This is a genomic window from Lentzea terrae, from assembly GCF_003265345.1.
Taxonomy (GTDB): domain Bacteria; phylum Actinomycetota; class Actinomycetes; order Mycobacteriales; family Pseudonocardiaceae; genus Lentzea; species Lentzea terrae.
On the sequence record NZ_QFWW01000026.1, the window covers coordinates 98,082 to 112,498 of the forward strand.

A 14,417-nucleotide genomic window follows, 5' to 3' on the forward strand; every position below is an offset into this window, starting at 1 on the left:
GGTGTCAGCCGGGTGTCGTGGGTCACTGCAGCATGCCTCGATCCAGCGCCGTCGTGACCGCGGCGGTGCGGTCCGACACGCCGAGTTTGTTGAACACCCTCAGCAGATGAGTCTTCACGGTCGCCTCCGAGATGAACAGCGTCCGTCCGATCTCGACGTTCGACATGCCCTTCGCGACCAGCTTCAACACCTCGGCCTCGCGCGCGGACAGCGGCGGCGTCCGCACCTGCCCGACGACCTTCGCCACCATCGACGGCGCCAGCACGGTCTCGCCGCGAGCCGCCGCTCGGATCGCCGCGATCAGGTCCTCGGTCGTCGAGTCCTTCAGCAGATATCCGGACGCCCCGGCCTCGACCGCGCGAAGAATGTCCGAATCGGTCTCGTACGTCGTCAAGACGAGCACCCGCGGTCCGGTTCCGACGATCTTCGCGGTCGCCGCGACCCCGTCCATCTCGGGCATCCGCAAGTCCATCAGCACGACGTCCGGCTGCAACGCGGCAGCTTGAGCGATCGCCTCCTGGCCGGAACCCGCGTCACCGACGACGAGAAGATCGTCGGCCACGAGCATCCCGCGCAGGCCCTGACGCACCACCGGGTGGTCGTCCACCAGCAGAATCCTGATCACAGCGGTACCTCCACCAGCACCGACGCCCCCTCATCGCTCGACAACGAGAGCGTCCCACCCACCTGTTCCAGCCGGGCACGCATGCCCCGCAGGCCGAAACCTTCCAAAGCATCGCCGAACCCGCGGCCGTCGTCCCGCACCTCCAACGACACCCCGTCGGCGTCGAACCGCATCACCACGTCGACCCGTGACGCCCCGGAGTGCCGCGCCACGTTGTTCAGCGCCTCCTGCACGGTCCGCAGCAGCACCACCTCCACCGAGGTCGGCAACGCGACCGCATCGCCGATCACGCGGAACGAGGACGGCAAAGACGGCGAAGAAACCAATCTCCGCAACGCGTCCTCCAACGACGAACCGTCCAAAGGCGACGGTGCGTTGGAGGCGACCAGCGCACGTGCCTCGCGCAGGTTTTCCCGCGCGGTCTGCAAGGCGAGTTCGACGTTCGGCTGCGCGCCCTGCAGCAGGGTGATGATCGACGTGAAGCCCTGCGCCAGCGTGTCGTGGATCTCCGCCGACCACCGGGCCCGCTCGGCCTCGAGCGTCAGCGCTTCGATGCGTTGCAGCAGCTCCCCGCGCTGCTGGTTCTGCTGCGCGATCCGGTGCACCGCCCACCCGAACGCCTGGGAGAAGCCGATGATCAACAGCGCGGCCGCCCAGGGCAGAGCGGATTCGTTGCCCGCCAGCCAGGTCAGGAACTGCGGGGTGAAGACGAAGATCGCCATCGGGACGAACGCCCACGTCACCGGCAGCACCATGTAGATCTGCGGCACCAGGCCGAACAACGCGAACGTGGCGTTGCCGCTGAACCAGACCGCCGGTGCCCAGGTGGCCAGCGAACCGGCCGCGTAGACGAAACCGCGCCAGTCGTCGTTCCCGCGTTTGACCAGCTTCTTGCCGTATCCCACGAACCACAGGGCGTTCAGGACGAGCAACCCCGCCGCCGACAGCCGGTCGGCGAGGGGGTTGCGGTCCAGCATGACGATCACCAGGGTGGTGATCTGGGTCAGCGCGAAGAGCACGTACCAGGTGATCAGCTGGCGGTGTTGCTCCACTTGAAGGTCCTGTTCACGAGCACCAGGCCCGCGATCGTCCACGCTCCGAGCACCAGCGCGATCCTGCCGAGCTCCCATGATCCCGCCGCCTCCATGACCGCGTAGCCGTCGTTCAGTGCGAACACCGAGCGGAAACCCTGACACACCCACTTCAGCGGGAAGATCGAACCTGTCACGCGCAGCGACTCCGGCAGCGCCGACTGCATGAGGAACACGCCGCTGAGGAACTGCAGCACGATGTACGGCAGGTTCAGCACGCCCGCCGCGTTGCGGGTCGACTTCGCGATCGAGCTCAGCGCGACACCGAGCAGCGAGCAGGAGATCACGCCGAGCACGAACACCCAGCCGAACGTGAACCACTTCTCGGCGGTCGAGGGCAGCTGCACGTCGAACCGCAGCATCGCGACGACCAGCAGCAGCACGGCCTCGAACAGGCTCGACACGAAGACCAGGATGATCTTGCCGAGGAAGTAGGACGTGAACGGCATCGGCGTGCCGCGCAGGCGCTTCAGCGTGCCGTCCTCGCGGTCGGCCACGACGCTCATGCCCAGGCCCACGAACGACGTCGAGATGATGCCGGCGCCGATCATGCTGGCCGCGAACATCTGGCCGTGCGCCGGTTCGGTCACGTACACGGTGCCCAGCAGCAGCATCAGGATCGCGGGCAGCGACACCGTGAAGATGAGGTTTTCCTTCTGCCGGAAGAACTCCCGCAGCTCGATCGCACCCCTCGCGAGACCGAGCGACAGCGTTCCGGGGAGAGCAACCGCGGTGGTCATTTGATCAGCTCCAGGTAGACGTCTTCCAGCGACGGGCGGGTGACGGTGAGCTCGGCCAGCTCGCCGTTGCGGGACAGTTCGGCGATCGCCTTGGTGGGCTCGGAAGTCCTGATCTCGGTGTAGCCGCGGTCGGACAGCCAGCGCACGGTGGCGTCGGCGTGCGCGCGGCCGCCCAGCGTCCGCGGCGTGCCCTCGGCGACGATCCGGCCGCCGGCGAGCACGGCCACGCGGTCGGCGAGCGCTTCGGCCTCGTCCAAGTAGTGCGTGGTCAGCAGGATCGTGGTGCCTTCGGCCGCTAGCAGCTTGATCAGACCCCAGAACTGGCGGCGCGCCTCCGGGTCGAAGCCCGTGGTCGGCTCGTCGAGGAACACCAGTTCCGGGCGTCCGATGATGCCGAGCGCCACGTCCAGCCGGCGCCGCTGGCCGCCCGACAACGTGCCGGCGCGCGCCTTGGCCTTCTCGGTGAGCCCGACGAGATCGATGATCTCCTCCGGGTCGCGCGGGTCGGCGTAGTACCTGGCGTAGTGCTGCACCGCCTCGCGAACGGTGAGCGTCGCGGCGTCCGTCGCGCTCTGCAGCACGATGCCGAGCCTCGACCGCCATTCCCGCCCGGCCTCGGCCGGGTCGACGCCGAGCACGCTGACCTCGCCGCCGTCGCGGTCGCGGTGTCCCTCCAGGATCTCGACGCTCGTGGTCTTGCCGGCCCCGTTCGGGCCGAGCACGGCGAACACCTCGCCGCGGGCGACGTCGAGGTCCACCCCTGCCACCGCCTGGTGGCCCTTGTAGGCCTTGGTGAGGCCCCTCACTCGAATCGCGTTCATGGGGTAAATCCTGCGGTTTTGCCCTGCTCGCGCGGGACGACCGCACCGCTGACCCCGGCTGTCAACCGGTCGATGGACACGCGACCGTGTTTCGGCCGTGTTTCCACTCCGCGATATCGCGCTTTCACGTGTTAGAACGAACGGGTGCATCTGACGCCGCATGAACGCGACAAGCTCCTCGTGCACGTCGCCGCCGACGTGGCCCGCCGCCGGTTGGAACGCGGGGTCCTCCTGAACTACCCGGAGGCCGTCGCGTTGATCACCGACCACGTGCTGGAAGGCGCGCGGGACGGCCGCACGGTCAGCGACCTGATGGAGAGCGGCCGCACGGTGCTCGCGCCGGAGCAGGTCATGCGCGGCGTGCCGGAGATGATCGACTCGGTGCAGGTCGAGGCGACGTTCCCGGACGGCACGAAGCTCGTCACCGTCCACCACCCGATCGCGCCGTCCGCCGGCCCGGCGCCCGGTGAGGTCGTCGTCGGCGCCGAACCGGTCGAGCTGAACCCCGGCCGGCCGCGCGTGACCATGGTGGTCGTCAACGTCGCCGACCGGCCGGTTCAGGTCGGGTCGCACTTCCACTTCGCCTCGGTGAACACGGGGCTGGAGTTCGACCGGGAGGCCGCGTTCGGCTACCGGCTGGACATCCCCGCGGGCACGGCGGTCCGGTTCGAGCCGGGCGTCGAGCGCGAGGTCACGCTGGTTCCGTTGGCAGGCTTGAGGATTGTCCGGGGGTTGCAGCGATGATCGACCGCGAGCGCTATGCCGAACTGCTCGGGCCGACCGTGGGCGACCGCATCCGGCTCGCCGACACCGACCTCTTCATCGAGGTCACCGAGGACCGTTCGCGCGGCGCCGGCTCCGGCGACGAGGTGATCTTCGGCGGCGGCAAGGTGATCCGCGAGTCGATGGGACAGGGCGTCGCGACCCGTGCCGAGGGTGCGCCGGACCTGGTCATCACGGGTGCGGTGATCCTCGACCACTGGGGCGTGGTGAAGGCCGACGTCGGCGTCCGCGACGGCCGGATCGTCGCGATCGGCAAGGCCGGCAACCCGGACACGATGGACGGTGTCCACCCCTCGCTGGTGATCGGCCCGTCCACGGAGATCCTGTCCGGCAACGGGAAGATCCTGACCGCGGGCGGCATCGACTGCCACGTGCACTTCATCTGCCCGCAGATCGTCGACGAGGCGCTGGCGTCCGGGCTGACGACGTTGATCGGCGGCGGCACCGGTCCGGCGGAGGGCACGAAGGCCACGACCGTCACCCCCGGCGCCTGGTACCTCGACCGGATGCTGACGTCGATGGACCACATGCCGATCAACGTGCTGTTGCTGGGCAAGGGGAACACGGTCTCCGAAGAGGGCCTGCGCGAGCAGCTCGTCGGCGGCGCGGGCGGGTTCAAGCTGCACGAGGACTGGGGCACGACGCCGGCCGCGATCGACGCCTGTCTGCGCATCGCGGACGAGTCCGGTGTGCAGGTGGCGATCCACACCGACACGTTGAACGAGGCCGGGTTCCTGGAGTCCACTGTGGACGCCATCGCGGGTCGCTCGATCAACGCCTACCACTCCGAGGGTGCCGGTGGCGGGCACGCGCCGGACATCATCCGGGTCGTCTCGCTGCCGAACGTGCTGCCGTCGTCGACGAACCCGACGCGCCCGCACACCGTCAACACGCTCGAAGAACACCTCGACATGCTGATGGTCTGCCACCACCTCAACCCGTCGGTGCCGGAGGACCTGGCGTTCGCGGAGTCGCGGATCCGGCCGACCACGATCGCGGCCGAAGACCTGCTGCACGACCTGGGCGCGATCTCGATGATCTCGTCCGACTCGCAGGCGATGGGCCGGGTCGGTGAGGTGATCATCCGGACGTGGCAGACCGCGCACGTGATGCAGTCGCGCCGGTCGCTGGACGCGAACCTGCGGGCTCAGCGGTACGTCGCGAAGTACACGATCAACCCTGCTGTCGCGCACGGGATCGCCGGCGAGGTCGGCTCGGTGGAGGTCGGCAAGCTCGCCGATCTGGTGTTGTGGGAGCCCAAGTTCTTCGGTGTGCGGCCTTCCGTCGTGCTGAAGGGCGGGTTCATCGCGTGGGGTCAGATGGGTGACGCCAACGCTTCGATCCCGACGCCGCAGCCGGTGTGGGCGCGGCCGATGTTCGGTGCCACGGCCGGTGCGGCTTCCTCGGTGTTCTTCGTTGCACCGGAGGCCATCGAGGCCGGGATCGCGGACCGGTACGCGCGGCGGGTGGTCCCGGTTTCGTCCACGCGCTCGGTCACCAAGACCGACATGGTGCTGAACGACGCGATGCCGGACGTGCGGGTGGATCCGGACAGCTTCGCCGTGCACGTCGACGGCGCGTTGGTGGAGCCCTCGCCGGTGGCGGAGTTGCCGATGGCTCAACGATATTTCCTGTTCTGATGCTGACCGCGCTGATCCTCGCCGACTCCCGCTTTCCGGGTGGCGGACACGTGCACTCCGGTGGTCTCGAGGAGGCCGCCGCGCGCGGGCTGGTCGTCGACGAGCCGTCGCTGGAGTCGTTCCTGCACGGCCGTTTGCTCACCGCCGGGTTGCTGGCGGCCGGGTTCGCGGCTGCGGCGGCTCGGGGTGAGGATCTCGAGCTGCTTGATGCGGAGTTGGATGCGCGCACGCCGTCGCCTGCCCAGCGCGAGGCGTCGCGGGCGCAGGGGCGTGGCATGTTGCGTGCGGCTCGGCGGGCCTGGCCTTCCGCGCGGCTTTCGTCGTTGCCGCCGTCTCCGCACCAGCCGTTGGTGATCGGGGTGCTGGTCGACGAGCCGTATGAGGCTGCTCTGACCTGCGCTTATCTTGCCGTGAGCGGACCTGCGTCGGCGGCGGTGAGGCTGCTGGGACTCGACCCGTTCGGGGTCAATGCGATCGTGGCGGCGCTTCCGGTGGAAGACGTCGCCGCGCGGGCGTGCAAGGAACTGCCCGCGCTCGGTTCACCTGCCTTGGATCTCCTGGCCGAGGCACATGTTCGACGTGAAGGGGTGCGTCTCTTTGGGAGCTAACCACGGGCCCGACCCGCACGACCACCACCACGGGGTGGCGCCGCGCATCGGCATCGGCGGCCCGGTCGGCAGCGGCAAGACCGCCCTGACGGCCGCGTTGTGCCGCGCTCTGGGGTCGCAGCTGTCGTTGGCGGTCGTCACGAACGACATCTACACGACCGAGGACGCGGACTTCCTGCGGCGAGCCGGCGTGCTGGACCCGGCGCGCATCGAGGCCGTGCAGACGGGTTGCTGCCCGCACACCGCGATCCGGGACGACATCACCGCGAACCTGGACGCCGTCGAGCGCCTGGAACACAAGTTCTCCTCGCTGGACCTGGTGATCATCGAGAGCGGCGGCGACAACCTGACCGCGGTCTTCTCGCGCGGTCTCGTCGACAAGCAGATCTTCGTCGTGGACGTGGCCGGCGGCGACAAGGTGCCCCGCAAGGGCGGCCCCGGCGTCACGACCGCGGACCTGCTGGTGATCAACAAGATCGACCTGGCACCGTTCGTCGGCGCCGACATGGACGTGATGATCTCCGACGCGCACCGGATGCGCGGTTCGTTGCCCGTGATCGCGCAGTCGTTGGTCGAGACGCCTGAGGCGCCCGAGGTCGCCAAGTGGGTGCTGGCGCAGCTGTGAAGGCGTCCGCACGGTTGGTGGTGGGGCTGGACTCGCACGGCAACAGCGTCGTGCGAGTCCTGCGGTCGCAGTCGCCTTTGACCTTGGTGCCTGCGCGTCGGGTCGGACCGGTGGCTCTGGTCCACCTGGTGAGCTCGGTGACGTCCCCGCTCGGTGGAGACGCGCTCGAGCTCAGCGTCGAAGTCGGCCCTGGAGCCTCACTTGATCTACGCGGAGTGGCGGCGACGCTGATGCTGCCCGGCCCGACCGGTCTGCCGTCTTCTTCAGTCGTGCGGTTCGCCGTGGAGGGCGCTGTTCGGTACTTGCCGGAGCCGACCGTGGTGACTGCTCGTGCTCGCCACACCGCAGTGGTGGAGGCCGAATTGGACAGTCACGCAGAGTTGTCATTGCGTGAGGTTCTGGTGCTCGGCCGGGCGGGTGAAACGGCCGGCACGCTGTCCACGTCGGTGCGCGCAACCCGTTGCGGGAAGCCGTTGTTGCACCAGCAGCTCATCGTCGGCTCGCCGCTCGATTCGTCGTCGGCCGGTCTCGCGGGCAAGCGGGTCGTGGGCACGTCGCTGATGCTGGACGCGGTTTCGCGACCGTCCGACGGCGGCGCGTGGTGGAACGTCGTTCCGTTGGCAGCGGGCGGAAGTCTTGCTACCGCTTTGGGTGATGACGTGGTCACGGTCACACGTGTGCTCGACGCCATCTGACTCGATCACGGACTCGATCCAGAACTGTTCTTTGTACGGACAGTCACCGTTCAGGTGGTGGTCATCACCGCGCAGGCGGTTTCGCCATTCGTTCGCCGTGCGTATGGTCGCGGGTCCAGGGACCACGAGTTCTGCCGCTGCTTGGAGGTTCGCCGATGACGGAGACCACGAACATCGCGCTACCGGCGATGCGCGTGTCATACGAGCAGGGCTCGCTGAGCGAGTCGGAGCTTGCCGCCACCTGGCACGAACAGCTCCAGGTGTGGTTGGACGAGGCCACCCGAGCCGGGCTGCCCGAGCCCAACGCGATGGTGCTCGCGACGACCGACACGAAGGGGCGTCCTTCGTCGCGGACCGTGCTGTTGAAGGGGCTTGACGCTCGTGGGGTGGTCTTCTACACCAACTACACCTCGAACAAGTCTCACGATTTGATGGCCACTCGGTATGCCTCGGCCACCTTCCCCTGGTTCGCGATGCAGCGTCAGGTGCATGTGCGCGGGACCGTGGAGAAGGTCGGGCCTGTGGAGACTGCCGAGTACTGGAACTCGCGGCCTCGTGGGTCGCAGATCGGGGCCTGGGCTTCGCCCCAGTCTCGGGTGGTCACTGGGCGATCCACATTGGATTCTGCGCTGCACAAGATCGAGCGGCAGTTTGCGGACACCGAGAAGATTCCTGTGCCGCCGCATTGGGGTGGGTGGCGGGTTCGGCCTGAAGAGGTTGAGTTCTGGCAGGGGCGTCGGGATCGGATGCATGATCGGTTGCGGTTCCGGTTGGGGCGGGATGGGTGGGCTTTGGAGCGGGTTGCTCCGTAGTCCTTGAGACTTTTGCGGATGGGGCGCTTCCTGTGGGCGGGAGGCGCCCCTTTTGCTGTTCTGGGGGGTGCGCGTCGGTTGCGTAGGTCGTCCCCCATGTTGCGCGCTCCCGTTCACCGTGCGTGCTTCCCCTTGGGAGGCGCCGCCCCCAAACCCCCCGCCAATCTGATCGGGGGGCCAGCGCTGCACGCGGGTTGATGGCACGCCTGTTGCTTACGGCGGCTGCCTGTTGCGTAGGTGGCGCGGCAAACGATCAGGCACGACTCGTGACGGGGACCCGCCCGCACCGCGTTTCAAGCGTTCAAACGCCTCGGCTGCGCCATCGGGTCGCCTCGCCTTCGGCATCGGGGCTGATCTCCGCCTTCAGCGTGGCGTGCGGAACCTTGCTGGGTGGCTGCGCGTCCTCAGGCTGGGGAAGTGCCCGATTTTGGTGCGGGCATACTGGGATTTCAGGTACGGCTAGCTACGAGGTGCGATTTCACGTGTGCGGAGTGCTCGGACTCATCTGTTCCACCGAGGCCGCTGCGGCCTCCGCGCGCGGCGCTGTGGCTGCGGCGTTGAGGTGTCAGAGGCATCGTGGGCCCGATGAGCAGGACACCTGGGCCGACGCTGAGGTGGTTTACGGGTTCAACCGGTTGGGGTTCATCGACCTGGATCACTCCCACCAGCCGTTGGTGTGGGGGCCGCCGGAGAACCCGACCCGGTACACGTTGAACTACAACGGCGAGATCTACAACTACCTGGAGCTGCGGGCTGAGCTGGCTCGGGAGTTCGGGGCGCAGTTCAAGACGCAGGGCGATGGCGAGTCGGTCGTCGCCGGGTACCACTACCTCGGTGCGGACTGGGTCAAGCGGCTCCGGGGGATGTTCGCGTTCATGATCTGGGACTCGCAGGAGCGGGTCGTGTTCGGAGCGCGGGATCCGTTCGGGATCAAGCCGTTGTTCTGGGCCGCTGGGCCTGGTGGGGTGGCGTTCTCGTCGGAGAAGAAGTCGTTGCTGCAGCTGACCGGGGTGCTGGGGATCAGCCAGGAGCTGGATCAGACGGCGCTGCAGCATTACTTGGTGTTGCAGTACGTGCCGGAGCCGGAGTCGCTGCACAAGGCGATCCGGAGGGTGGAGTCCGGGACGTCGTTCAAGGTCTCGCCCGGTGGGCAGGTGCTGTTCAACCGGTACTTCAAGCCGGTGTTCGCGCCCAAGCCGGTGAACGGGGCGCACGAGGCTGAGGCGTTGCACGAGCGGATTGCCGAGGTCATGCGGGACTCGGTGGCCAAGCACATGATCTCGGACCCTGACGTGACGGTCGGGGCGTTCTTGTCGGGTGGGATCGACTCGACGGCCACGGCTACGTTGGCCAAGTTGCACAACCCGAACTTGATCGCGTTCACCAGCGGGTTTGATCGCGAGGGGTACTCCGAGGTGGACGTTGCCGCGGAGACGGCGGCGGCGATCGGGGTGCGGCATGTGGTCAGGACGGTGTCGCCGGACGAGATGATGGAGGAGCTGCCGCTGATCATCTGGTACCTGGATGATCCGGTGGCCGACCCGGCGTTGGTGCCGTTGTGGTTCATCGCGCGGGAGGCGCGGAAGTATGTGAAAGCGGTCTTGTCCGGTGAGGGTGCGGACGAGCTGTTCGGCGGGTACGTGATCTACCACGAGCCGCTTTCGTTGTCGCCGTTCGAGAAGGTGCCCGGTGGCGTCCGGAAGTTGATGGGCGCGGTGTCCAAGACGATTCCGGAAGGCGTGCGCGGCAAGGACTTGCTGCGGCGCGGATCCCTCAAGCTGGAAGAGCGGTACTACGGGAACGCGCGCAACTTCAGTGATGCGCAGGTGCGGGCGGTGTTCCCGGGGTATGTGGAGGGCATTGGGTTCCAGGACGTGACGGCGCCCTGGTACCGCGAGTCCGAGGGCTGGGACCCGGTGGCGCGCATGCAGCACATCGACCTGTTCACGTGGCTGCGCGGGGACATCCTGGTCAAGGCCGACAAGGTGACCATGGCCAACTCGATCGAGTTGCGGGTGCCGTTCCTGGATCCCGAGGTGTTCAAGGTCGCGGCCGAGGTGCCGCTGGACCAGAAGCTGACCGAGGGGACGACCAAGTACGCGTTGCGGAAGGCGTTGGCGAAGATCATCCCGCCGCACGTGCTCAACAGGCCCAAGCTCGGGTTCCCGGTGCCGATCCGGCACTGGTTGCGGGCCGAGATGTACGACTGGACGCGCGGGATCATCGCCGACTCGCAGACGGGGCACCTGCTCGACAAGAACGCGGTGCTGGCGTTGCTGGAGGAGCACAGGTCGGAGCAGTTCGACCGCAGCCGGCAGTTGTGGTCCGTGCTGTGCTTCATGATCTGGCACGGGATCTTCGTCGAGGGCCGGATCAGTCCGAAGGTGCCGGAACCGGTCTACCCCGTGCGTCTCTGAAGTGGTGTTGACGACACGTTCACGTAAAGCACTTGTTAGTTGCCATAGGCTAACCATGTGGCCACTGTGGGGAGAAGCGCGCGCTCGACGTTCGTGATCGACACTCGACCGTTGAAGATCGTCGCTTATCGCCGGTTGTGGCTGTCCACGATCGTCACGGCGGTGGGCTCCCAGCTCACCGCCGTTGCCGTGCCCAAGCAGGTCTACGACCTCACCGGGTCGTCCGCGTGGGTCGGCATCGCCGCTGGTGTCGCGTTGGTGCCGTTGCTCGTGTTCGGGCTGTGGGGCGGTGCGATCGCGGACACGGTCGACCGGCGCAAGCTGCTGCTCGTCACGAACATCGGCATCGCCGTGTCGTCGGTGCTGCTGTGGGTGCAGGCGGCGCTGAACGTCGGCTCGGTGTGGCTGGTCATCGCGCTGCTCGGGTTGCAGCAGGTGTTCTTCGCGGCCAACGCGCCGGCCAGGCAGGCCTCGATCGCGCGGCTGGTGCCCGCCGAGTTGTTGCCGTCTGCCGGGGCCCTCGGGTCGACGGTCATGCAGTTCGGTGCGGTGCTCGGGCCGTTGCTCGCCGGTGCGTTGATGCCGGTCGTAGGGTTGCCGACGCTGTACCTGGTGGACGCGATCGCGCTCGTCGTCACGGTCTACGCGGTGTGGATGCTGCCTTCGATGCCGCCGCTGGACGGGGTGGTGCGGCGCGCGGGGCTGCGGGACGTGCTCGACGGGTTCGTCTACCTGTGGGCACAGAAGGTGCTGCTGGCCAGCATGTTGCTGGACATCATCGCGATGGTGTTCGGCATGCCGCGGGCGCTGTTCCCGGAGATGGCCCAGCACACGTTCGGCGATCCGGCCGGTGGTGGCTTCGCGCTGGGCGTGCTGTTCGCGGCGATTCCGGTCGGCGCGGTGCTGTGCGGGCTCACGTCCGGGTGGATCTCGAACGTGCAGCGGCACGGGGTTGCGGTCGCGTTGGCTGTGGTGGGTTGGGGGCTCGCGATCATGGGCTTCGGGCTGGCCGGGTCGTTGTGGGTCGCTGCGGCCTTCCTGGCGCTCGCTGGAGCCGCGGACATGGTGTCCATGGCGTTCCGGGGCGCGATTCTGCAGTCCGCCGCGACGGACGAGATGCGCGGGCGGATGCAGGGCGTCTTCATCGTCGTCGTGGCGGGTGGGCCCCGCATCGCGGACCTCTTGCACGGCACGGGCGGTGCGGCGTTCGGCACTGCGGCGGCGGTGACCGCCGGTGGTGTGCTGGTGATCGTCGCGACCGTGGTGATGGTGGTGTTGTTGCCCGCGATCTGGCGCTACCGGGTCAGTTCCGCGGGCTGATCTCGTTCGCGGCCGGCTCGGCGATCGGCACGTCGGTGCCCCAGTCGGTGAAGCGAGCCTCGTCGACGATCAGCGTGTTCTGGAACTGGGTGGAGAACTTGATGCCCAGCGGCAGGCCCCTGCCGTCGATCTCGATCTCGCCCGCCGAGCTCGTGACGCCCTGGTCGAGGGCGAGCTTGATCTCGTTGCGCAGTTTCTCGTCGGTGAGCGCGTCGTAGGCCTTCTTGTAGTCGACCGCGATCGAGTAACGGGTGCGCTCGCCGGTCTGCGCGGCCAGCTTGAGCTCGCCGCCCGCCCGCAGCACCGGCAGGTGGTACGTCGTGAAGACGGCCTGCTGGTAGATCACGTCGTAAAAGCCCAGCATCGTGCTGGTGAAGTCGTCGGTGTCCGTCCGCACCAGCCGCACCCACGGCTTGTCCTGCGGCAGGCCGAACACCGGCGGCACCTTCACGAACGCGCTGTCCTTTGTGGTCGAGACGAACCGCAGTTCCTCGTCCTTGCCACCGGTCTGCACCGGACGCTTGGTGGTGGCGTCGATGCTCGGGACGTCTCCGAGCCGCACGACGCCGTTCGCCGGGGCCGTGAGGCCGCCCGTCGTCGTCGGTGGCGCGATGCCGAAGCGGTAGGTCTTCTTCTCGTTGACCGCCTTGGACACCGCGGCCACGAGGCTCTGCACGTCCGAGTACTGGGTCGGCTGTTCCGGCTGCGGTGGCGACGACGTGCAGGCGGTCAGTGCGAGAGCGGCGACGAGCAGAGTTGCCGTGCGTTTCATGGTTACACCATATGGGTGAGGTAGGGGTCCGTCGCCGCTGGTGGTCAGGCAAAACGGGCACAATCCCAGAGCATGGCTGAAGCGACTCCACAAACGGAGCAACCAGAGCTACATCGGGCAATCGGCCCGAAGCTGCTGCTGTTCTTCGTCGTCGGCGACATCCTCGGAACCGGTATCTACGCGCTCACCGGCAACGTGGCCGGAAAGATCGGTGGCGCTCTCTGGCTGCCCTTCCTGCTCGCGTTCGTGGTCGCGTTCCTCACCGCGTTCAGCTACCTGGAGCTCGTGGGGAAGTATCCCAAGGCTGCGGGAGCGGCGCTTTACACCAACAGAGCGTTCAAGATCCATTTCCTGACGTTCATGGTCGCGTTCGCGGTCATGTGCTCGGGCATCACCTCGGCGTCCTCGGCGGCGCTCGCCTTCGGCCGCACGTACCTGCGGCAGCTGCTGGTGGAGTTCTTCGACGTCACGCTCAGCCCGGAGTCGCTGGTGATCACCGGCATCGCGATCGTCTTCATCGCGGCGCTGGCGATCATCAACTTCCGCGGCGTGTCGGAGTCGGTCAAGGCCAACGTGATCCTGACCTGCATCGAGCTCTCCGGTCTGGTCATCATCATCGCGATCGGCGTGTACGCGATCGCGGTCGGCGACGGTGAGCCGTCCCGGTTGACCGAGATCCACGTGCCGTCGGGCTCGACCGTGCTGCTCGCGGTCACCTCGGCGACGGCGCTCGCGTTCTTCGCGATGGTCGGGTTCGAGGACTCGGTGAACATGGCGGAGGAGTGCCGTGACCCGGTGAAGATCTTCCCGCGGGCGATGCTGGTCGGCATGGCCATCGCGGCCGCGATCTACGTGATGGTCGCGATCACGTCGTCGTTGCTGATCCCGTCCAGCGAACTGGCGAAGGCAGGCAGCAGCGCGTTGCTGCGGGTCGTCACCGTTGGCGCGCCGGGATTCCCGCTGTGGATCTTCGCGCTGATCGGTCTGCTGGCCGTCATCAACTCGGCGCTGATCAACATGCTGATGGCGTCCAGGTTGCTGTACGGCATGGCGAACGAGCGGATCATCCCGGGGTTCTTCGGCACGGTGCACCCGTTCCGCCGCACGCCGTGGATCTCGATCGTCTTCACGACCGGCGTCGCGGTGATCCTGGTGTCCACTGCGGACATCGGCAAGCTCGGCGGCACGACGTCGTTGCTGCTGCTGATCGTCTTCACCATCGTCAACGTCGCGTGCCTCGTGCTGCGTCGCGAAAAGTCCGAGCACAAGCACTTCCGGGCGCCCACGTGGGCTCCGGTGCTCGGCGCGCTCACGTGCGGGTACCTCGCGATGCCGGTGCTGTCCGGCCGGCCGTGGGACGACTACAAGATCGCGGGCTGGCTGCTGCTCGCGGGCTTGGTGCTCTGGGGCATCAACCGCGTGCTGCACGGCAAGGTGGAGATCCACCCGGAGAAGCTCGGCAAGTAGC

General features: G+C 67.6%; 14 protein-coding genes. 9 read left to right on the plus strand and 5 right to left on the minus strand.

Annotation, left to right across the window (positions count from 1 at the left end; genetic code table 11):
- Nucleotides 1-22: 22 nt before the first annotated feature.
- From DI276_RS32025 to DI276_RS32040, 4 genes are read right to left on the minus strand one after another with little or no spacing between them, the layout of a single operon-like run.
- On the minus strand, nt 23-625 hold the full coding sequence (locus DI276_RS32025) for a response regulator (RefSeq protein WP_112270324.1): 603 nt from the start codon (nt 623-625) through the stop codon (nt 23-25).
- Entirely contained in the window at nt 622-1,677 is a 1,056-nt protein-coding gene (locus DI276_RS32030; RefSeq protein ID WP_157985074.1) for a sensor histidine kinase, read from the minus strand. Before DI276_RS32030 ends, DI276_RS32025 begins: the two co-directional genes overlap by 4 nt.
- Entirely contained in the window at nt 1,656-2,456 is an 801-nt protein-coding gene (locus DI276_RS32035; protein ID WP_112270328.1) for an ABC transporter permease, read from the minus strand. Before DI276_RS32035 ends, DI276_RS32030 begins: the two co-directional genes overlap by 22 nt.
- Nucleotides 2,453-3,277 (minus strand): ABC transporter ATP-binding protein, encoded by an 825-nt coding sequence (locus DI276_RS32040; protein WP_112270330.1) that lies wholly within the window; start codon nt 3,275-3,277, stop codon nt 2,453-2,455. Before DI276_RS32040 ends, DI276_RS32035 begins: the two co-directional genes overlap by 4 nt.
- Nucleotides 3,278-3,421: 144 nt before the next feature.
- On the opposite strand from DI276_RS32040, the gene DI276_RS32045 reads away from it, so the two are divergent.
- From DI276_RS32045 to DI276_RS32080, 8 genes are all read left to right on the plus strand, one after another.
- Nucleotides 3,422-4,021, plus strand: coding sequence for an urease subunit gamma (locus DI276_RS32045; protein ID WP_112270332.1), 600 nt, complete (start codon nt 3,422-3,424; stop codon nt 4,019-4,021).
- A complete protein-coding gene (locus tag DI276_RS32050; protein WP_112270334.1) occupies nt 4,018-5,700 on the plus strand; it encodes an urease subunit alpha in 1,683 nt (560 codons plus the stop codon). The genes DI276_RS32045 and DI276_RS32050 overlap by 4 nt, the downstream gene beginning before the upstream one ends.
- Nucleotides 5,697-6,308: an urease accessory protein UreF gene (locus DI276_RS32055; protein WP_112271363.1), complete on the plus strand. Its 612-nt coding sequence runs from the start codon at nt 5,697-5,699 to the stop codon at nt 6,306-6,308. The genes DI276_RS32050 and DI276_RS32055 overlap by 4 nt, the downstream gene beginning before the upstream one ends.
- Nucleotides 6,298-6,933 (plus strand): urease accessory protein UreG, encoded by a 636-nt coding sequence (gene ureG, locus DI276_RS32060; protein WP_332874724.1) that lies wholly within the window; start codon nt 6,298-6,300, stop codon nt 6,931-6,933. The genes DI276_RS32055 and ureG overlap by 11 nt, the downstream gene beginning before the upstream one ends.
- Complete coding sequence (locus tag DI276_RS32065; RefSeq protein WP_112270338.1) at nt 6,930-7,628, plus strand: urease accessory protein UreD; 699 nt, start codon at nt 6,930-6,932, stop codon at nt 7,626-7,628. Before ureG ends, DI276_RS32065 begins: the two co-directional genes overlap by 4 nt.
- 155 nt (nt 7,629-7,783) lie before the next feature.
- Entirely contained in the window at nt 7,784-8,440 is a 657-nt protein-coding gene (gene pdxH / locus DI276_RS32070) for a pyridoxamine 5'-phosphate oxidase (RefSeq protein WP_112270340.1), read from the plus strand.
- Between the two features lie 482 nt (nt 8,441-8,922).
- Nucleotides 8,923-10,857 (plus strand): asparagine synthase (glutamine-hydrolyzing), encoded by a 1,935-nt coding sequence (gene asnB, locus DI276_RS32075; RefSeq protein WP_112270342.1) that lies wholly within the window; start codon nt 8,923-8,925, stop codon nt 10,855-10,857.
- A gap of 57 nt (nt 10,858-10,914) precedes the next feature.
- Nucleotides 10,915-12,177 (plus strand): MFS transporter, encoded by a 1,263-nt coding sequence (locus tag DI276_RS32080; RefSeq protein ID WP_232837063.1) that lies wholly within the window; start codon nt 10,915-10,917, stop codon nt 12,175-12,177.
- On the opposite strand, the gene DI276_RS32085 is transcribed toward DI276_RS32080, so the two are convergent.
- Nucleotides 12,161-12,949, minus strand: coding sequence for a hypothetical protein (locus DI276_RS32085; RefSeq protein WP_112270343.1), 789 nt, complete (start codon nt 12,947-12,949; stop codon nt 12,161-12,163). The genes DI276_RS32080 and DI276_RS32085 overlap by 17 nt on opposite strands.
- Before the next feature lie 72 nt (nt 12,950-13,021).
- Here DI276_RS32085 and DI276_RS32090 point away from each other — a divergent pair, with 72 nt between their 5' ends.
- Nucleotides 13,022-14,416, plus strand: coding sequence for an APC family permease (locus DI276_RS32090; RefSeq protein ID WP_112270345.1), 1,395 nt, complete (start codon nt 13,022-13,024; stop codon nt 14,414-14,416).
- Nucleotide 14,417: the final 1 nt, after the last annotated feature.

Excerpts from the sequence above, each read along its gene's own strand:
- pdxH (WP_112270340.1), top strand. The coding sequence starts at position 7,784 with ATGACGGAGACCACGAACATCGCGCTACCGGCGATGCGCGTGTCATAC.
- DI276_RS32050 (WP_112270334.1), top strand. The coding sequence starts at position 4,018 with ATGATCGACCGCGAGCGCTATGCCGAACTGCTCGGGCCGACCGTGGGC.
- DI276_RS32085 (WP_112270343.1), bottom strand. The coding sequence starts at position 12,949 with ATGAAACGCACGGCAACTCTGCTCGTCGCCGCTCTCGCACTGACCGCC.
- DI276_RS32090 (WP_112270345.1), top strand. The coding sequence starts at position 13,022 with ATGGCTGAAGCGACTCCACAAACGGAGCAACCAGAGCTACATCGGGCA.
- DI276_RS32040 (WP_112270330.1), bottom strand. The coding sequence starts at position 3,277 with ATGAACGCGATTCGAGTGAGGGGCCTCACCAAGGCCTACAAGGGCCAC.
- DI276_RS32035 (WP_112270328.1), bottom strand. The coding sequence starts at position 2,456 with ATGACCACCGCGGTTGCTCTCCCCGGAACGCTGTCGCTCGGTCTCGCG.